The 18,391-nt window shown below is 74.2% G+C and carries 12 protein-coding genes and 1 riboswitch; of the genes, 6 read left to right on the top strand and 6 right to left on the bottom strand.

The features are described 5' to 3' along the window. Positions 1 to 24: 24 nt before the first annotated feature. Positions 25 to 957 (bottom strand): oxidoreductase, encoded by a 933-nt coding sequence (locus ACZ6Y1_RS06440; RefSeq protein WP_469623884.1) that lies wholly within the window; start codon positions 955 to 957, stop codon positions 25 to 27. 212 nt (positions 958 to 1,169) lie between these two features. Between ACZ6Y1_RS06440 and cbiE the strand changes: the two genes are divergently transcribed. From cbiE to ACZ6Y1_RS06425, 3 genes are all read left to right on the top strand, one after another. Continuing rightward, positions 1,170 to 2,423, top strand: coding sequence for a precorrin-6y C5,15-methyltransferase (decarboxylating) subunit CbiE (cbiE, locus tag ACZ6Y1_RS06435; protein WP_469623882.1), 1,254 nt, complete (start codon positions 1,170 to 1,172; stop codon positions 2,421 to 2,423). Beyond that, positions 2,420 to 3,169: a precorrin-4 C(11)-methyltransferase gene (cobM, locus tag ACZ6Y1_RS06430; RefSeq protein ID WP_469623879.1), complete on the top strand. Its 750-nt coding sequence runs from the start codon at positions 2,420 to 2,422 to the stop codon at positions 3,167 to 3,169. Before cbiE ends, cobM begins: the two co-directional genes overlap by 4 nt. A 421-nt stretch (positions 3,170 to 3,590) precedes the next feature. Then, entirely contained in the window at positions 3,591 to 4,313 is a 723-nt protein-coding gene (locus tag ACZ6Y1_RS06425; RefSeq protein WP_469624851.1) for a cobalt-precorrin-6A reductase, read from the top strand. Positions 4,314 to 4,373: 60 nt separating this feature from the next. On the opposite strand, the gene ACZ6Y1_RS06420 is transcribed toward ACZ6Y1_RS06425, so the two are convergent. The 3 genes from ACZ6Y1_RS06420 to ACZ6Y1_RS06410 are packed head-to-tail and all read right to left on the bottom strand — an operon-like array spanning position 4,374 to position 7,752. Then, positions 4,374 to 5,867, bottom strand: coding sequence for a precorrin-2 C(20)-methyltransferase (locus ACZ6Y1_RS06420; RefSeq protein WP_469623876.1), 1,494 nt, complete (start codon positions 5,865 to 5,867; stop codon positions 4,374 to 4,376). Beyond that, the gene (locus ACZ6Y1_RS06415) at positions 5,864 to 6,511 is read right to left on the bottom strand and encodes a precorrin-8X methylmutase (protein ID WP_384752824.1); all 648 of its coding nucleotides are present in this window, start codon (positions 6,509 to 6,511) and stop codon (positions 5,864 to 5,866) included. Before ACZ6Y1_RS06415 ends, ACZ6Y1_RS06420 begins: the two co-directional genes overlap by 4 nt. Beyond that, the gene (locus ACZ6Y1_RS06410; protein ID WP_469623872.1) at positions 6,508 to 7,752 is read right to left on the bottom strand and encodes a cobalamin biosynthesis protein CobG; all 1,245 of its coding nucleotides are present in this window, start codon (positions 7,750 to 7,752) and stop codon (positions 6,508 to 6,510) included. The genes ACZ6Y1_RS06415 and ACZ6Y1_RS06410 overlap by 4 nt, the downstream gene beginning before the upstream one ends. Before the next feature lie 425 nt (positions 7,753 to 8,177). Then, positions 8,178 to 8,304, top strand: a riboswitch (cobalamin riboswitch). A gap of 40 nt (positions 8,305 to 8,344) precedes the next feature. Here ACZ6Y1_RS06410 and cobN point away from each other — a divergent pair. Beyond that, positions 8,345 to 12,004 (top strand): cobaltochelatase subunit CobN, encoded by a 3,660-nt coding sequence (gene cobN / locus ACZ6Y1_RS06405; protein WP_469623869.1) that lies wholly within the window; start codon positions 8,345 to 8,347, stop codon positions 12,002 to 12,004. Positions 12,005 to 12,121: 117 nt separating this feature from the next. Here the strand turns inward: cobN and ACZ6Y1_RS06400 are convergent, their stop codons facing one another. Further along, complete coding sequence (locus ACZ6Y1_RS06400; protein ID WP_469623866.1) at positions 12,122 to 12,343, bottom strand: hypothetical protein; 222 nt, start codon at positions 12,341 to 12,343, stop codon at positions 12,122 to 12,124. A 374-nt stretch (positions 12,344 to 12,717) separates the two neighbouring features. Here ACZ6Y1_RS06400 and ACZ6Y1_RS06395 point away from each other — a divergent pair, with 374 nt between their 5' ends. Beyond that, positions 12,718 to 14,709 (top strand): ABC transporter ATP-binding protein, encoded by a 1,992-nt coding sequence (locus tag ACZ6Y1_RS06395; protein ID WP_469623863.1) that lies wholly within the window; start codon positions 12,718 to 12,720, stop codon positions 14,707 to 14,709. Positions 14,710 to 14,821: 112 nt separating this feature from the next. Beyond that, positions 14,822 to 17,038, top strand: coding sequence for a terpene synthase family protein (locus ACZ6Y1_RS06390; RefSeq protein WP_469623860.1), 2,217 nt, complete (start codon positions 14,822 to 14,824; stop codon positions 17,036 to 17,038). A gap of 15 nt (positions 17,039 to 17,053) precedes the next feature. Here ACZ6Y1_RS06390 and ACZ6Y1_RS06385 read toward each other — a convergent pair whose 3' ends face one another. Then, positions 17,054 to 18,292, bottom strand: coding sequence for a GNAT family N-acetyltransferase (locus ACZ6Y1_RS06385; protein ID WP_469623857.1), 1,239 nt, complete (start codon positions 18,290 to 18,292; stop codon positions 17,054 to 17,056). Between the last annotated feature and the right edge of the window lie 99 nt (positions 18,293 to 18,391).

Genomic DNA, 18,391 nt, shown 5'->3' with positions numbered 1-18,391 from the left:
CCGCGCGCGGGGCTCCGGAGGGTGTCAGCGCGGCAGGGAGGCGTACGAGACTCCCGTGAGCCTCTCGGAGGCGGTCCAGAGCGCTTCGCCGGACGCGTCGTCGAGGGTCCACTTCGCCCGCCAGGACCGGACGGGTGCTCCGCGCCAGCCGAAGCGCGGACCGATGAAGTCGTCGGAGCGCACCCCGGGGGCGGTGGCAGCGTAGAGGGTGGGGAGCGCCCCGGAGGCGGTGGGCTGCGCGAGGACGGCGTTGCCGACGGCGGACATCCGCGAGACGAGGCTGGGGCCCTCCACCTTCGCGGCGCCGGAGTGCAGGTTGCTGGAGGCGTAGCCGGGGTGGGAGGCGGCGGCGGTGATCGTGGAGCCCGCGGCGGAGAAACGCCGGGCCAGTTCGTGGGTGAAGAGCAGGTTGGCGGTCTTGGAGCGGCCGTATGCGACCCAGCGGCGGTAGCCGTGTTCGTCGCCCAGGTCGTCGAGGTCGATGTCGGAGAGGGCGTGGAAGCCGCTGGAGACGTTCACGATGCGGGCGCCGGGCGGCGCGGCCCGCAGCTTGGGCAGCAGCAGTCCGGTGAGGGCGAAGTGGCCGAGGTGGTTGACCCCGAACTGCGTCTCGAAGCCGTCGGTGGTGCGCCCGAACGGCAGGGCCATCACTCCGGCGTTGTTGACCAGCAGGTCGAGCGACGCGTGGCGTTTCCCGAAGGCCGTGGCGAACTCCCGTACGGACGCCAGCTCGGCCAGGTCGAGCTCGGCGAACTCGACCTCGGCCGCGGGGACTTCCGTGCGCAGCTTGACCACGGCCGCCCGGCCGCGCGCCGCGCTGCGGCAGGCCAGCACCACGGTGGCGCCGCGCCGGGCGAGCTCGCGGGCGGTGATGTAGCCGATCCCGCTGTTGGCCCCTGTGACGACCGCGGTGCGGCCGCGCTGGTCGGGGATGTCCGTGGTGTTCCAGCCGGGCATGGCAACTCCCTCAGCTCCCTCGCGAAACATGGGTTACCGAGGGTAGCCCGCGTGGGTCCCGGTCCGGGAGCCAGGGCAGGTTCCTCCCCGGAATCCGCAGGCCAGTAGGCTGCGGTTCCGCAGTCGTGCGCCCGCGCGGCCGTCCGCCCGCCCGTTGCCCCGTCGCTCCTCCCCGTCCGCCCGTCCCCTCCCCGTCCCCGAGGTACCGCGCAGTGAGCTCCGCACCGCCCCCCATACCCGTGACGGTCGTCGGCCTCGGCGCCGACGGCTGGGCCGGGCTCACCGGCCCCGCGCGGTCCGCGCTGTCCCGTGCCGAGGTGCTGATCGGGGGGCCGCGCCAGCTCGACCTGCTGCCGGCCGCCGAGTGCGCCGGGCTGCGGGTGGCCTGGCCGAGCCCGCTGCGGCCGGCCGTGCCGAGGCTGATGGCCGAGCACGCCGGGCGCCGGATCGCGGTACTGGCCAGCGGCGACCCGATGTTCTACGGGATCGGCCGCGCCCTGTCCGAGGAACTCGGGCCGCGGGGGCTCCTCGTCCACCCGCACCCGTCCTCCGTCTCGTACGCCTGCGCGCGCCTGGGCTGGCCGGTGGAGGACACCGAGGTCGTCACGGTGGTCGGCCGCCCGGTGGCCCGGCTGGCGGCCGCCCTGTACGAGGGGCGCCGGGTGCTGGTGCTCAGCGCCGGGGCGGCGACCCCGGACGAGATCGCCGCTCTGCTCCGTGAGCGGGGCTTCGGCCCGAGCCGGATGCGGGTCCTGGAGCAGCTCGGCTCCGAGCGCGAGGACACGTACGAGGGCCGTGCGGACAGCTGGGACCACCCGCCCGGCGACCCCCTGAACGTGGTCGCCGTGGACTGCCGCCGCGACCCGGCCCACCCCGCCCCGCGCCTCGGCGCGACCCCAGGCCTGCCGGACGCCGCCTACGAGCACGACGGCCAGCTGACCAAGCGCCACGTCCGTGCGGCGACCCTGTGCGCGCTCGCCCCGGCCCCCGGCGAGCTGCTGTGGGACATCGGCGGCGGCTCCGGCTCCATCGGCATCGAGTGGATGCGGACGCATCCCTCCTGCCGGGCCGTGGCGGTGGAGCGGGTCCCGGAGCGGGCCGCGCGGATCACCCGTAACGCGGCGGCGATGGGCGTACCCGGCCTGCGCGTGGTCGTCGGCGCGGCCCCGGACGCGCTGTCCGGACTGCCCGCCCCCGACGCGGTGTTCATCGGCGGCGGGCTGACCGCGCCGGGCCTCCTCGACGCGGCCTGGGCGGCGCTGGCGCCCGGCGGCCGGCTCGTCGTCAACACCGTCACCCTGGAATCGGAGGCGGTCCTCACCGAGCGCTACCGCCGGCACGGCGGCGAACTGGTGAAGCTCGCCGTCGCGCACGCCGTCCCGGTGGGCGGATTCACGGGCTGGCGACAGGCGATGCCCGTGACCCAGTGGTCAGTCACCAAGGAAAAGGATCAGGACCAGACATGACCGTGTACTTCATCGGTGCCGGCCCCGGCGCCGCCGATCTGATCACGGTGCGCGGTGCGCGGACCCTGGCCGCCGCCCCGGTCTGCCTGTACGCGGGCAGCCTCGTCCCGCGCGAACTGCTCGCCGAGTGCCCGCCGGACGCCCGCCTGGTCGACACCTCGCAGCTGAACCTGGACGAGATCGTCGCCGAGTGCGTACGGGCCCACGAGGCGGGTCAGGACGTCGCCCGGCTGCACTCCGGCGACCCGTCCATCTTCAGCGCGGTCGCGGAGCAGATGCGGCGGCTCGACGCGGCCGGCATCCCGTACGAGGTCGTCCCGGGCGTGCCGGCCTTCGCGGCGGCCGCGGCGGCGCTGAAGCGGGAGCTCACCGTCCCCACCGTCGGGCAGACCGTGATCCTCACCCGGATCGCCCAGCAGGCCACCCCCATGCCGCCGGGCGAGGACCTGGCGACGCTGGGCCGCAGCGGCGCCCTGCTGGTCCTGCACCTGGCCACCCGGTACGTGGACCGGGTCGTCGACGAACTGCTGCCGCACTACGGGGCCGAGTGCCCGGTGGCGGTGGTGGCGATGGCCAGCCGCCCCGACGAGCTGATCCTTCGGGGCACCCTGGCCGACATCGCCGCGCAGGTGAAGGAGCACGGGCTGGTCCGCACCGCCGTCATCGTGGTGGGCCGCACGCTGGGCGCGGAGCAATTCCGCGACAGCCACCTGTACTCCCCCGAACGCGACCGGCATGTCTGCTGAGACGGCCTCCGGACGCCACGTCCTGATCCTGGGCGGCACGACGGAAGCCCGCCGCCTTGCCGCTGCGCTGGCCGACGGGGGAGGGCACCTGCTCGCACACACCGGACCGGAAGCCGGCCCGGGCCCGGGCCCGGAAGCCGGCACCGGCCCGGACGCCGACGCGCGCCCGGACGCCGGCACGGCCCCGGGAGCCGCCGTGGGGCGGGGAGCCGGTGTGGGCCCAGGAGCCGGCGTGGGCCCGGGAGTAGACCTGGGCCCAGGAGCCGGCCCGGGCCCGGAGGCCGGCGTGGGCCCGAGAGCCGACCTGGGCCCGGCAGCCGGCCTGGGGCAGGGAGCCGGCCGGGGGCAGGGAGCCGGCCTGGGGCAGGGAGCCGGCGCGGCCCCGGGAGTCGGAGTGGGGTGGGGTTCCTCGCCGGACTCGCTGCGCGGCAACGGCCGCCCCGGCGCGGCGGCCGCCGCCGGGCCGCCGGCCGCGCCCTACCGGGTGACCACGTCGCTCGCGGGCCGGGTCGCCGCGCCCGTGCTGCCGCCCGGCGAGACCCGGATCGGCGGCTTCGGCGGGCCCGCCGGGCTGGCCGCGTGGATCGCCGCCCACGGGGTCACCCACCTCGTGGACGCCACCCACCCCTTCGCGGAGCGGATGAGCTTCAACGCGGCGCGCGCGGCGGCGCTTTCGGGCGTCCCGCTGCTGGCGCTGCGCCGCCCCGGCTGGACCCCGGAGCCCGGCGACGCCTGGACCTTCGCGGACTCGCTCGCCGAAGCGGCGGCCCTGCTGCCCTCCCTCGGCGGCCGCGCCTTCCTCACCACCGGCCGGATGGGCCTGCACACCTTCGCGCACCTCACCGAGACGTGGTTCCTGGTGCGTTCGGTGGACCCGCCGGACGCGCCGGTGCCGCCGCGCCTGGAAGTCGTACTGGCCCGAGGCCCCTTCACCCTGGACGACGAGCGGGCGCTGCTGGCCCGCCACCGGATCGACGTCCTGGTCACCAAGGACAGCGGCGGTTCGGCCACCGCCCCCAAGCTCACCGCGGCCCGTGAGGCGGGCGTCCCGGTCCTCGTCGTACGCCGCCCGGCCGTCCCGGAGGGCGTGGCTGAGGCGGCTTCGGTGGCAGCGGCCCTGGACTGGCTGCGGCAGCGGGCGTGAACACGCCGGGCCCGGGGTGAAGCAGGCACCCCGGGCCCGACGCCCGTCACTCCACCCCGGTCACGGGTACCGGCGCGGGGTCCACGTGATCCGCGACCCGTCGGCCCGCTCGGTGATCTGCGTCTGCGAGGAACCGATCAGCAGGATCGTCCTCATGTCCACCTCGGACGGCTCCAGTTCGGCGAGCGTGACGATCCGCACCGACTGCTCCGGCCCACCCACGTCGCGTGCGACGACCACCGGGGTCTGCGGCGCGCGCAGCTCCAGCAGCAGCTCCCGGGCCTGCGCCACCTGCCAGGTCCGGCTGCGCGAACCGGGGTTGTACAGGGCGAGCACCAGGTCGGCGGTGGCCGCGGCGCGCAGCCGTTCCGCGATGACCTCCCACGGCTTGAGCCGGTCCGACAGCGACACGGTCGCGTAGTCGTGGCCGAGCGGCGCCCCGGCCGCGGCGGCCGCCGCGTTGGCCGCCGTCACGCCCGGCAGGACCCGTACGGGCACGTCCTTGTAGCCGTCCTGGCCCGCGACCTCCAGGACCGCCGTGGCCATGGCGAAGACCCCGGGGTCGCCGCCGGAGACCACGGCCACCCGCTTGCCGCGCCGGGCGAGGTCGAGCGCGAACTCGGCGCGCTCCGACTCCACCTTGTTGTCCGAACCGTGCCTGACCTGGCCCGGCTTGACGGGCACCCGGTCCAGGTACGTCGTGTACCCGACGAGCACCTCGGCGTCGGCGAGCGCCCGCCGGGTCTGCGGGGTCAGCCACAGCGGCCCGGCCGGTCCGGTGCCGACGACCACGACCTCGCCGGGCCCCGAGGGCACGCTGCCCGGGTTGCCGATCCGGCTGGGCACTACGGCGACGGCGAAGTACGGCACGCTCTGGGCGTCCGTCTCGGCGAGCAGCCCGGTCCGCTCGCCCTCCATGGTGGCGCGCTCGACGTAGCGCGCCTCGGCGAGCCGGCCGCTGGTCTCCATCGCGCCGCGCACGGCGGGGAAGGTCCGGCCGAGCTTCATCACGACGGCCGAGTCGGTGGCGGCGAGCCGGGCGGTGAGCTCCTCCTCGGGCAGGGTGCCGGGGAGGATCGTCAGCACCTCCTCGCCCTCGACGAGCGGGGTGCCGAGCCGGGCGGCGGCGGCGCTCACCGAGGTGACGCCGGGGATCACCTCGGTCTCGTAGCGGTCCGCGAGCCGCTTGTGCATGTGCATGTACGAGCTGTAGAAGAGCGGGTCGCCCTCGGCGAGCACGGCGACGGTCCGGCCGGCGTCCAGGTGCGCGGCGAGCCGGGCCGCGGCGGCCTCGTAGAACTCCTCCATCGCGCCCTGGTACCCGCCGGGGTGGTCGGTGGTCTCGGTCGTCACCGGGTAGACCAGCGGCTCCTCGATGTGGCTCTCGCGCAGGTGCTTCGCGGCGATCGAGCGGGCGATGGACCGCCCGTGGCGCGCGCTGTGGTACGCGACGACGTCCGCCTCGCCGATCACCTCGACGGCCCGCAGGGTCATCAGGTTCGGATCGCCGGGCCCGAGCCCGACCCCGTACAGCCGTCCCTTGCCGCCGCTCATTCGGCCACGCTCGCAATGGCGTTGAGGGCGGCGGCGGCGATGGCGCTGCCGCCGCGCCGCCCGCGCACGATCAGGTGGTCGAGCCCGGAGGGGTGCGCGGCGAGGGCGTCCTTGGATTCGGCCGCGCCGATGAAGCCGACGGGCACGCCGATGACGGCGGCGGGACGCGGGGCGCCCTCCTCCATCATCTCCAGCAGCCGGAAGAGCGCGGTGGGCGCGTTGCCGACGGCGATGACGGATCCCTCCAACAGGCCCCGGTCACGCCAGACTTCGAGGGCGGCGGCGCTGCGCGTGGTGCCCATCTTCGCGGCGAGCTCCGGCACGGCCGGGTCGGAGAGGGTGCAGATCACGTCGTTGTCGGCGGGCAGCCGCTTGCGGGTGACCCCGCTGGCGACCATCTGCACGTCGCACAGGATCGGCGCGCCGGCCTCCAGCGCGGCGCGGGCCCGCAGCACCACCTCGGGCGTGTACCCCAGGTCGCGGGGCAGGTCGGTCATCCCGCAGGCGTGAATCATGCGCACCGCGACCTGGGCGACCGAGGCGGGCAGCCCGGAGAGATCCGCCTCGGCGCGGATCGTGGCAAAGGACTGGCGGTAGATCGCGGCGCCGTCCTTCTCGTACTCGAACACGGTGTACTCGCTCATTTCTTCACTGCGGCTTCGGAATCTGAGGGGTTCGCGTGGCGCGCGGCCGACAGCGCGGCCGCCAGGTCTGCCGGCTCGCGGGACACTTCCCGCCCGTGCACGGACAACCGGTATCCGTCCCCCGTGGCGAGGGCGTCCACCCATTGCGTCCCCCGCGGGTGCCCGCACCTGCGCTCGCAGCCGGACCAGTGCACGGGCAGCTCGCCCGTCGCCACCCGTACGAGGGCACGCGCGTCGGCACGCACGTCCGCGAGGGACTTCGCGCAACCGGGCCGCCCGGTACAGGCGGTGACGGACCGCCAGGGACTGCCGGGGTCGGTGACGAGCCCGGGGTCGACGGCCGCCGGGGCGCCGCCCGTGACGACGATGCTGCGCCAGGGCGTGATCCGCAGGTCTCCCGGCAGCGTCCGCCACTGGGCGGTGGTGAGCCGGCCGAGCGGGACCAGCACGCAGAGCGCGTCCCCGTGGGCCCCGGGGGCGGGCGGCGGCGCGCACGGCCCGGCCGCGTCGGCAACGTACCGGGCGGGGATCCCGAAACCGTCCAGCACCCGGCCGAACTCACCGGTGTCCAGGGCGTGTTCGCCGGTCAGCTCGGCCACGCGCCAGGCCCGGGTCCCGGCCTCCGCGACGGCGTCGAGGAGGTGGTGGGCGGCCAGCAGGGCGGCCCGGGGCGCGTCCTCGGCCCGGACCTCGACGGCGTCGCGGGCCGCGCCGAGGCGCAGCAGCGTACGGCCGTCGGCGTCGGGGCCGAGGAGGGTGATGTCGGGGTCGAGGGCGGCGACGTCCCCACGGCCGTCGTCGACGGCGAACAGGAACCGCCCGGACAGGGCGGTGACGCGGGCGTCGGCGCAGAGCAGTGCGTCGAGCGCCGTCGCCGGGCCGGGGTCGGCGAGCGGGGAGGCGACGATGTTGCGCACCCGCTCGTGGGCCGGGGCGGGCAGCAGCCCGGCCGCGTCGAGCAACTCGGCGAGCCCGCCCCCGCACCCGTCGGCGAGGCCGCGCAGCTGTACGTTCCCGCGCGAGGTGAGCTCCAGGTGCCCGTCCCCGAACCGGTCGGCGGCGACCGCCAGCGCGGCGGCCTGCGACGCGGTCAGCAGCCCGCCGGGGATCCGCACCCGCGCGAGGAACCCGTCGTCCGCGGCGTGCAGCCGCAGCGCGCCGGGGCAGGCGTCACCGCGGTCCCGTATGACGGGTTCGTCCCGCGATGCGGCGACAGGGGGCTGGGGCATGGCGGCGAGCATACCTACGTTTCCGCTCCCCCGACCTGTGTCCGTCGCCACCCTGAGCACCCACACCGTCACCAACCCACCCCCGCCCAGCCAATCCAGGCCCGCCCAGCCAACCCACCCCCGGCCCAGCCAATCCAGGCCCGCCCGGCCAATCCACCCCCGGCCCAGCCAATCCAGCCCCCGCCCGGCCAATCCAGCCCCCGCCCGGCCAATCCAGCCCCGCCGGCGTTTGAGGCGCGGGGTCCGGGGCAGAGCCCCGGCAACGGACCCGCACCCGAACGCCCCAGCCGGCGCAGCACAACGGCAGAGCCCCGGCAACGGCCCCGCACCCGAACCGCCCCGCCGGCGCAGCACAACGGCAGAGCCCCGGCAACCGCCCCCACCCCCCACCTCGCCCGGCCAGGGCAAAGCCCCCCTAGGATGACCCCCGGCGGCGCCACACGGTCCGCCATCGCCGAGGACGGCGACATGGGAGGAAGCCCGGTGCGATTCCGGCGCGGTCCCGCCACTGTGAATCCCGCGGAGCGACCCGCGGGGTGAGTCAGGAACTCCCGCTGTCCTCACTGCCCGGGGCGCGGAAACCCCGAGGAAGGCCTGCCGCCGCATGATCCTGCTGCTGTCGACGTCCGACACCGATCTGCTCAGCGCCCGCGCCGCGAACCTGGCCGCGAACACCGCCGCCACCGCGGACACCGCCGCCACCGGCGACACCGCCGTCCCGTACCGGTTCGCGAACCCCTCCCGGCTGCCCCTCGACGACCTCCCCGCGCTCCTCGACGGGGTCGACCTGGTCGTCGTACGCCTCCTCGGCGGCCTGCGCGCCTGGCAGGACGGCCTCGACGTCCTCCTCGCCCCGGGCCAGACCCGCCCGGTCGTCGTCCTGACCGGCGAACAGGCTCCCGACGCCCAGCTGATGGAGGCCTCCACGGTCCCCATCGGCATCGCGGCCGAGGCGCACGCCTACCTCGCGCACGGCGGCCCGGCCAACCTCGGGCAGCTGGCCCGCTTCCTCTCGGACACCGTCCTCCTCACCGGCCACGGCTTCGAGCCCCCGGCCGCCGCCCCCACCTGGGGCTCCCTGGAGCGCACCTCCACGCAGACCACCGGCCCCGCCATCGCGGTGCTCTACTACCGCGCCCACCAGATGTCCGGCAACACCGCCTTCGTGCACGCCCTCTGCGACGCGATCGAGGCCCAGGGCGCCCGGCCGCTCCCCCTGTACGTCTCCTCCCTGCGCACCCCGGAGCCGGAGCTCCTCCAGGCCCTGGAGTCCGCGGACGCGATCGTCACCACCGTCCTCGCCGCCGGCGGCACCAAGCCCGCCACCGCCTCCGCGGGCGGAGACGACGAGTCCTGGGACGCCGGCGCCCTCGCCGCCCTCGGCGTGCCGATCCTCCAGGCCCTGTGCCTGACCGGCTCCCGTTCCGCCTGGGAGGAGAACGACGAGGGCCTGTCCCCCCTCGACGCCGCCACCCAGGTCGCCGTACCCGAGTTCGACGGCCGCCTGATCACGGTCCCGTTCTCCTTCAAGGAGCTCGACGAGGACGGTCTGCCCGCCTACGTCGCCGACCCCGAACGCGCCGCCCGCGTCGCCGGCATCGCGGTGCGCCACGCCCGCCTGCGCCACACCGACCGCCGTGACAAGCGGATCGCGCTGGTCCTCTCCGCGTACCCGACCAAGCACTCCCGCATCGGCAACGCGGTCGGCCTGGACACCCCGGCCAGCGCCGTGGAGCTGCTGCGCACCCTCATCTCCCACGGCTACGACTTCGGTCCGGCCGCCGAGATCCCCGGCCTGGTCTCCGGCGACGGCGACGAGCTGATCCGCGCGCTCATCGAGGCCGGCGGCCACGACCAGGACTGGCTGACCGAGGAGCAGTTGGCGCGCAACCCCGTCCGCATCCCGGCGGCGGACTACAAGCGCTGGTACTCCGAGCTGCCCGCCGACCTGCGCGAGAGCGTCGAGGAGCACTGGGGCGAGGCGCCGGGAAACATGTTCGTCGACCGCTCCGCCAACCCGGAGGGCGACATCGTCCTGGCCGCCCTGCGCCGCGGCAACCTCCTGATCCTGATCCAGCCGCCGCGCGGCTTCGGCGAGAACCCGATCGCGATCTACCACGACCCGGACCTGCCGCCGTCGCACCACTACCTGGCGGCGTACCGCTGGATCCAGGCGGCGGCGGCCGACGGCGGCTTCGGTGCCGACGCGATGATCCACCTGGGCAAGCACGGCAACCTGGAGTGGCTCCCGGGCAAGAACGCCGGCCTGTCCGCCTCCTGCGCCCCCGACGCGGCCCTCGGCGACCTGCCCCTCATCTACCCGTTCCTGGTCAACGACCCGGGCGAGGGCACCCAGGCCAAGCGCCGCGTCCACGCGACCCTCATCGACCACCTCGTCCCGCCGATGGCGCGCGCCGAGTCGTACGGCGACATCGCCCGCCTGGAGCAGCACCTGGACGAGTACGCGCAGATCAGCGCCATGGACCCGGCCAAGCTCCCGGCCATCCGCGCGCAGATCTGGACCCTGATCCAGGCCGCGAAGCTCGACCACGACCTGGGCCTGGACGAGCGCCCGGACGACGACGGCTTCGACGACTTCCTCCTGCACGTCGACGGCTGGCTGTGCGAGGTCAAGGACGCCCAGATCCGCGACGGTCTGCACGTCCTCGGCGGCGCCCCGGCCGGCGAGTCCCGCGTCAACCTGGTCCTCGCGATCCTGCGCGCCCGCCAGATCTGGGGCGGCACGACGGCCCTCCCGGGCCTGCGCGAGGCCCTCGGCCTGGACGAGTCCGCGGCCACCCGCACCTCGGCGGACACCGTCGAGGAGCAGGCCCGCGCCCTGGTCCGGGCCATGGAGGACGCGGACTGGTCCCTGGAGGCCGTACCCGCCGTGGCCGCGGGCCACCCCCAGGCGGTCGCCGACGTCCTGTCCTTCGCCGCCCGCGAGGTGGTCCCCCGCCTGGCCGGCACCACGGACGAGATCGCCCACGTGGTCTCGGCCCTGGACGGCGAGTTCGTCCCGGCGGGCCCCTCCGGTTCGCCCCTGCGCGGCCTGGTCAACGTCCTGCCGACGGGCCGCAACTTCTACTCGGTCGACCCGAAGGCCGTCCCCTCCCGCCTCGCCTGGGAGACGGGCCAGGCCCTCGCGGACTCCCTCCTCGCCCGCTACCGCGCGGACCACGACGACGAGTGGCCCGCCTCCGTCGGCCTGTCCCTGTGGGGTACGAGTGCGATGCGCACGGCGGGCGACGACGTGGCCGAGGCACTCGCCCTCCTGGGCGTCCGCCCGGTCTGGGACGAGGCCTCCCGCCGCGTGACCGGCCTTGAAGCCGTCCCGCTCGCCGAACTGGGCCGCCCCCGCATCGATGTGACCCTGCGCATCTCGGGCTTCTTCCGCGACGCGTTCCCGCACGTCATCGCCCTCCTGGACGACGCGGTCCGGCTGGCGGCCTCCCTGGACGAGCCGGCCGCGGAGAACTTCGTACGGGCGCACGCCCAGGCGGACCTGGCCGTCCACGGCGACGAACGCCGCGCGACGACCCGTATCTTCGGCTCCCGCCCGGGCACCTACGGCGCGGGCATCCTCCAGCTCATCGACTCCCGCGACTGGCGTACGGACGCCGACCTGGCCGAGGTCTACACGGTCTGGGGCGGCTACGCGTACGGCCGCGGCCTCGAAGGCCGCCCGGCCCGCGAGGAGATGGAGACGGCGTACAAGCGGATCACGGTCGCCGCCAAGAACACGGACACGCGCGAGCACGACATCGCGGACTCGGACGACTACTTCCAGTACCACGGCGGCATGGTGGCCACCGTCCGCGCCCTGCGCGGCACGGCCCCCGAGGCCTACATCGGGGACTCCACCCGCCCCGAGACGGTGAAGACCCGCACCCTGGTCGAGGAGACGAGCCGCGTCTTCCGCGCCCGCGTGGTCAACCCCAAGTGGATCGAGGCGATGCGCCGCCACGGCTACAAGGGCGCCTTCGAGCTCGCCGCGACGGTCGACTACCTCTTCGGCTACGACGCCACGACCGGCGTCATCGCGGACTGGATGTACGACAAGCTCACCGAGACCTACGTCCTCGACCCCGCCAACCGCGCGTTCCTGGAGGAGGCCAACCCCTGGGCGCTCCACGGCATCGCGGAACGCCTGCTGGAGGCCGAGTCCCGCGGGATGTGGGAGAAGCCGGACCCGCAGGTCCTCGAAGCCCTGCGCCAGGTCTACCTGGACACGGAGGGCAACCTCGAGGCCGAGGCGGAGTAACACCGCGCCGGGTCTCCGCCACGCAGACCGTCCTCCCCACCCCCTGGAAGGGTGAGGAGGACGGTCTTCTCACTGCCATGTCCACGGACCCCGAGTACGTGGACTGCGCCCGGCCGACTAGACCTTGACGGTCTGGTTCAGCGCCACGAGCGCCTGCGCCCACCGCGCGTACTTCAGCTGCCCGAAATCGGCGACGGTCCGCACCCCGAAGGCCTGGGCGAGCAGCTCGCCGTCCTTGTCGGTGACGCCCTTGAGTGCGGACACGGGAGCCGAAAGCACCTCGGAGAGGGGCTTCTCGGCCCACGCCTTGTCGAGCACCTTGTCCAGATCGATAGCCATGAGTGTTCCCTCCCGGAACGCCGGAACCACAACACGGACAAACTAACCTAATCCGACAATCACCCCATGCCCCGACACCCCGGGACATGCCCGGGCGCCACCCCCTCCGAGACGGGCGCAATCCCTCCAAGGGGGTCATCTCCACCTCCGGGTGGTTCGAACGCCGCGTCACGGAGCGCTGCCCGGGCGCCGCTTGGGGTCGGCCGCCGGTGCGGACGTGTGTGCGGGCGTTCGTTCCCCGGGAGCCGTGACGCCGCTCTGAGCAGCCACGTTCTTGCGGCGTCAGTTCGTGGCCGTGGCAGCTCGGGAGGAATCTTGCGATCCGTGCACGTACATGTGGTGTTCGACCCGGCACCGGGCGGAGGTGGCCGCGCATGAGGCTGCTCCGTAGGCCCGAGAGGGTTCAGCCCGCCGTCTCCGAGAGCGAGCGGCGGCTCTTCGGCGGGCCGTTGCGGTACGACGCCGGGTGGGCCGAACACGAGTACGCCCAGCTGGAGAGCCGGCTGATCAGTACGCTGCGGGCCATGCCCCGCATGGTCCGCGGGACCCTGCGGCTGGCCTGGGAGTGCGACCGCCGGGCCCTGCTCACCGTCGCCGTCGCCGAGGCCGGGCAGGGGGTGACCGCCGCCGTAGGGCTGCTCGTACTGAGCGACGTGCTGCGGACGCTGCTCGGCGCCGGGAGTCCCGGCGTCCGGTTGCACGCGGCCGGGCCCGCGCTCGCGGCCGGGGCGGTGGTCGCCGTACTCGGGGCCGTGCTGGCCTCGCGGTCGACGGCGGCGGCCGGACGGCTGGAGCCCAAGGTGGAGCGGGCCGCGCACGAGCAGTACCTGAAGGCCGCCGTCGAGGTGGAGCTGGAGGCCATCGAGGACGGGGAGTTCCGGCGGCTGCTCGACAGCGCGCAGTGGGGTCCTCCCTCGGCCCGCCGGACGGTGGGGGCGTGCGTGGCGACGCTGGGCGGAGTCGTCTCGCTGGTGGCCACCGGCGGGGTGCTGACCGTGCTGCACCCGCTGCTGCTGCCGATGCTGGTGCTGATCGCCGCCCCGCGCGGCTGGGGTGCGATGCGGGTGGCGCAGCGCCGGTACCTGTCCGTGATCACGTGGGCGGAACACGCCCGGGCCGCGCGGCTGCTCGGCCAGCTGCTGATCTCCCGTACGTCCGCCCCCGAGGTACGGGTGCACGGCGTCGGCCGTCATCTGCTCGGCCACTACCGCAACATGGGCGAGCACGCCGAGGGCGAGGCCACCCGCCTCGCCAAGGACAAGGCCGCCACCGAGCTGCTCGCCGCCGCCCTGTCCGGGGCGGCCGCGCTGGTCACGTACGGGGCGATGGGGGCGCTCATCGTCACCGGGCGGATGGATCTCGCCGTCGCCGGTACCGCGGTGATCGCGGTGCGCACCGGGTCGGCGAGTCTGGGCGCGCTCGTCGCCACCACCAACACCCTGCACGAGGAGTCCCTGTACGTACGGGACCTGGAACGGTTCGTCGCCGAGGCGGGGCGCAGGGCCATTCCGGCCGGCGGGCTGGCGCTGCCCGAGCGGCTCTCCGCCGTACGCCTCGACGGGGTCTGCTTCCGCTATCCGGACCGGGACGAACCCGCGCTGTCGGACGTCTCCCTCACCATCGAGGCGGGCACCGTCGTCGCCCTCGTCGGGGAGAACGGGTCGGGGAAGAGCACCCTCGTCAAACTCCTCGCCGGCCTGCACCTGCCCGACTCCGGGTCGCTGAGCTGGGACGGGGTGGACGTGCGGGAGGCCGACCGGGAGGCGGTCTTCGACCGGATCGCCCTCCTCACCCAGGACTTCGAGCGCTGGCCGGTGACCGCCCGTACGAACATCGCCATCGGCAGGCCCGAGGAGGACCCGGACCGGGCCGTGGAGCAGGCCGCGAAGCTGGTGGCCGCGGCACGGTACGCGGGGGCCGACCGGATCGTCGAGAAGCTGCCGCACGGCTACGAGACCCTGCTCGCCCGCGTGTTCCGGGGCGCCTCCGAACTCTCCGGCGGCCAGTGGCAGAAGTTCGGCCTGGCCCGTACGCGCTTCCGCGACGCCCGCGTCGTCGTCGTGGACGAACCCACCTCGGCGCTGGACCCGGAGGCGGAGATCGCCGCCTTCGAGTCCATCCGCGGCCTGGCGGGGCCGCAGCGGGCCGTGGTCCTCGTGACGCACCGGATGTCGGGGGTGCGGTACGCCGACGTCATCCACGTACTGCACGAGGGCCGGCTCGTCGAACAGGGCGGTCACGAGGAACTGTTGGCGCTCGGCGGCCGGTACGCCTCGATGTACCGGATGCAGGCGGAGCAGTTCGGCGGGCAGCCGTCTGTCCCCCCGCAGGCGCACGCACCGCGGAAGAGCACACCCATCACCTGATGAAGTGAATTTCCCCTTGGCGCGGCGGCACCAGGGGTAGGGCACTGCTGATCTCGTGCGGGGGCCGGAGCGAACCGGCCCCCGCACCCGTGAGCGAAAGGGCCCGCCCGCTGTGACGCAGCCGTTCCAACTGCCGGATTTCTACGTGCCCCATCCGGCACGAATGAACCCCCACTACGAGGCCGCGAGGGTCCACACCAAGCGGTGGGCGCGCGACTTCGGGATGCTGGAGGGTTCCGGCGTCTGGGAGGAGTCCGACCTCGACGCGCACGACTACGCGCTGCTGTGCGCCCACACCCACCCCGACTGCGACGGCGACGCGCTGTCACTCGTCACCGACTGGTACGTGTGGGTGTTCTTCTTCGACGACCACTTCCTGGAGACGTTCAAGCGGACAAAGGACCGTGCGGGCGCCAGGGAGTACCTCGACCGGCTCGCCGCCTTCATGCCGATGGATCTCGCGCAGGGCTTCCCCGAGCCGACGAATCCCGTCGAGGCGGGGCTCGCCGACCTGTGGGCGCGGACCGTGCCCGCGATGTCGGCGGACTGGAGGGACCGGTTCTCCGAGTCGACGAGGAACCTCCTGGACGAGTCGATGTGGGAGCTCGCCAACATCGACATCGGGCGCGTGGCGAACCCCCTCGAATACATCGAGATGCGCCGCAAGGTGGGCGGCGCGCCCTGGTCGGCCGGACTGATCGAGTACGTGTCCGCCGAGGTACCGGCGCGCGTCGCACGCGCGCGGGCCCTCGGGGTGCTGCGCGACGCCTTCTCCGACGCCGTGCACATCAGGAACGACCTGTTCTCCTACCAGCGGGAGGTGACCGAGGAAGGTGAACTGTCCAACGCCGTCCTGGTCCTGGAGACCTTCCTGCGCTGCGGCACCCAGGAGGCCGCCGAGGCCGCGAACGACCTGCTGACCTCCCGCCTCCACCAGTTCGAGCAGACGGTGTTCACCGAGCTGCCCCAGCTCTTCGCCGACCACGCCATGGACCCCGCCGAGATCGCGGCCGTCCTCGGATACGTCAAGGGGCTGCAGGACTGGCAGTCCGGCGGCCACGAATGGCACATGGTCTCCAGCCGCTACATGAACGAGGGGGCCAGGCGCACCGCCCCCGTCACCCTGCCCTTCCTCCCGAGCGGCCTCGGCACCAGCGCCCTCGACCTGCGGTCCGTCTTCACGAAGCGCTCGATGGAGCTGCGCCACCGCTCCTTCACCCACGTCCCCCACGAGCGGACCGGGCCCTCGGTCGTCCCCGAGATCTACATGCCGCACGAGCTCAGGCTCAGCCCGCACCTGGCCCGCGCCCGCGAGGAGTCGGTGGCCTGGTGCCGGGGGATGGGCCTGCTGGAGCCGCAGCCCGGCGATCCCGGTTCCGTCGTCTGGGACGAACAGAAGCTGCGCGGCTACGACTTCGCACTGTGCTCGGCGGGCATCGACCCGGACGCCTCGCCCGAGGAGCTGGTCCTGAACGCCTGCTGGCTGAGCTGGGGGACGTACGCGGACGACTACTATCCGCTGGTCTTCGGGCGGAGCAGGGACCTCGCGGCGGCCAAGGCGGCCACGGCGCGCCTGATCGCGATGGTGCCCGTGGACCACGCCCGGCAGCCCGCGCCGGTGACGGCGATGGAGCGGGGGCTGCGCGATCTGTGGATCCGCACCACGACCGGCATGTCCCCCGGCCGGCGCGCGGAGTTCCGCGAGACGCTGGTGGGGATGCTGGAGAGCTGGGTGTGGGAGGTGGACAACCAGGTCCACAACCGGGTCCCGGACCCGGTGGACTACGCCGAGATGCGCCGCCTCACCTTCGGATCGCGCCTCACCATGTACCTGTGCCGACTGGGGTACCAGGACCGGGGCATCCCCGAGGAGATCTACGCCTCGGGGACCATCCGTTCGCTGGAGAACGCCGTCTCGGACGCCGCGTGCCTGATCAACGACGTCTTCTCCTACCAGAAGGAGGTGGAGGTCGAGGGCGAGCTGCACAACTACATCCTGGTGACCCGCAACTTCTTCGACATCGGCTATCCGCAGGCCCTGGACATCTGCCACGCGCTGATGACGCAGCGCACGGAGGAGTTCGAGCACATCGTGGCGACCCAGTTGCCGGTCCTGTACGACGACTGGAAGCTCGACGCCGGCGCCCGGGCCGCCCTGGACGCGTACGTGGGCGAGCTGGAGGACTGGCACGCCGGAATCCTCAACTGGCATCGCAACGCCCGTCGTTACCGGCCCGAGGACCTCCACCCGATGCCCGACGCGCTGTCCGTCCGGCTCCGGACGCCCGGCTTCGGCATGTCGGCCGCCCGGATCTCCCTGCCCGCGTAGCCCCGCCGGATCCGGTCAGAACGCGTCGGCGGTGTGCGGCAGCAGTCCGTTCCCCGGCACGAGGGCCGCGTCCAGCGCCGCCGCGGCGCCGGGCGTGTGCTCCCGTACGAGCCCGGCCGCGACGAGTTCGACGACGCGGGTCCCGCCCAGGTAGCAGGCGGCCAGGTCACGTACGTCCAGGGCCAGGTCGGGGGCGGTGTCCGCGTGCTCGTACGCCGCCCCGCCCGGCCCCGCCTTCAGCCGGAACCGCCCTGCGTTGGCGGGCAGCCGTACGTCGTGCACCTCCAGTACGAGTTCCACGGGCGCGGCCCAGGACCGCGCGGCCAGCGCCGCCCCCACGTCGACCAGGCGCAGCCAGAGCGCGGGGAACTGCGCGGTGACCCGGACCTGGTCCCGGTCGGCGGCGAAGTGCAGCAGCGGGTCGTCCACCGGCCGGCCCCAGGCGGTCACCTTGCCGGTGAGGTCGAGGGCGGCCATGCACTCCCACAGGGCGGCGGCCACCGCCGGGGTCTCGGCCTCCAGCTCCTCCACGCGGACCAGCCCGGGCGCGCGGACGGGCCGGTGGACGTCCTCGGCCTTGGTGCGGTAGACCACGTAGCCGGCGATCGGCTCGCCCGGGTCCCCGAGGACGATGATCCGGGGCGGGCTCAGCTCGTCGTCCTCCTCGGCCTGTTCGCACAGCCACTCCTCGCGCCAGCGGGCCGGGCTGCGGGTCGGGCGGCCGGCCCGTACGGCGCGGGCGGCCTCGTGGAAGGGGGCGATCTCCGCGAGGGCCCCGGCCGGGTCCACGAGCCGCAGCGGGCGCGGGTCCGGGGCCAGGCGCAGGGCCAGCGGGCGGGTGGAGTCGATCTCCACGGTGACTCCGGTGGTGGCGCTTCCGAAGCCGAAACGGCCGTAGATGGCGGCCTCCGATGCCCAGAGCGCGGCGATCGGGCTGCCCGTCGCCGTGGCGTACTCCAGCGTCTCCGCCATCAGCCCGGTGAGCACGCCGCGGCGGCGGTGGGTGGGGGCGACGGAGACGAAGGTGAGCCCGGGGCAGGGAAGGTCCGCCCCGGGCACGGAGAGCCGGAAGTCGTGCGCGGCCATGAACCCGACGAGGGCGTCCCCGTCGTAGGCACCGGTCCGGCGGCAACGCGCCAGCAGGTCGTGGTGCCGCTCCCGTGCCTCCTTCCCGGGGCGGTCGTGGAAGACCAGGTACGCGAGCTCCAGAGCACGGTCGATGTCTGCCTCGGGTACCTCACGGATGTCCACCATGATCGCGAGACTAATCGGTCATCCCGGACCGGTCACACCAAAATGGCCTGATGTGTACGTTTGGCCAGTTCGAGCACCTCGGCCGACGGCCCGCCGGCG

The sequence above is a fragment of the Streptomyces sp. NPDC053432 genome (assembly GCF_055585365.1).
This window is presented reverse-complemented; position numbering and strand designations above follow the sequence as displayed.

Bases quoted from the DNA above. Each gene is read 5' to 3' on its own strand.
- cobN (WP_469623869.1), top strand. From the start codon at position 8,345: ATGATCCTGCTGCTGTCGACGTCCGACACCGATCTGCTCAGCGCCCGC.
- ACZ6Y1_RS06395 (WP_469623863.1), top strand. From the start codon at position 12,718: ATGAGGCTGCTCCGTAGGCCCGAGAGGGTTCAGCCCGCCGTCTCCGAG.
- ACZ6Y1_RS06385 (WP_469623857.1), bottom strand. From the start codon at position 18,292: ATGGTGGACATCCGTGAGGTACCCGAGGCAGACATCGACCGTGCTCTG.
- cobM (WP_469623879.1), top strand. From the start codon at position 2,420: ATGACCGTGTACTTCATCGGTGCCGGCCCCGGCGCCGCCGATCTGATC.
- ACZ6Y1_RS06400 (WP_469623866.1), bottom strand. From the start codon at position 12,343: ATGGCTATCGATCTGGACAAGGTGCTCGACAAGGCGTGGGCCGAGAAG.
- ACZ6Y1_RS06420 (WP_469623876.1), bottom strand. From the start codon at position 5,867: ATGAGCGGCGGCAAGGGACGGCTGTACGGGGTCGGGCTCGGGCCCGGC.
- ACZ6Y1_RS06440 (WP_469623884.1), bottom strand. From the start codon at position 957: ATGCCCGGCTGGAACACCACGGACATCCCCGACCAGCGCGGCCGCACC.
- ACZ6Y1_RS06410 (WP_469623872.1), bottom strand. From the start codon at position 7,752: ATGCTCGCCGCCATGCCCCAGCCCCCTGTCGCCGCATCGCGGGACGAA.
- ACZ6Y1_RS06415 (WP_384752824.1), bottom strand. From the start codon at position 6,511: ATGAGCGAGTACACCGTGTTCGAGTACGAGAAGGACGGCGCCGCGATC.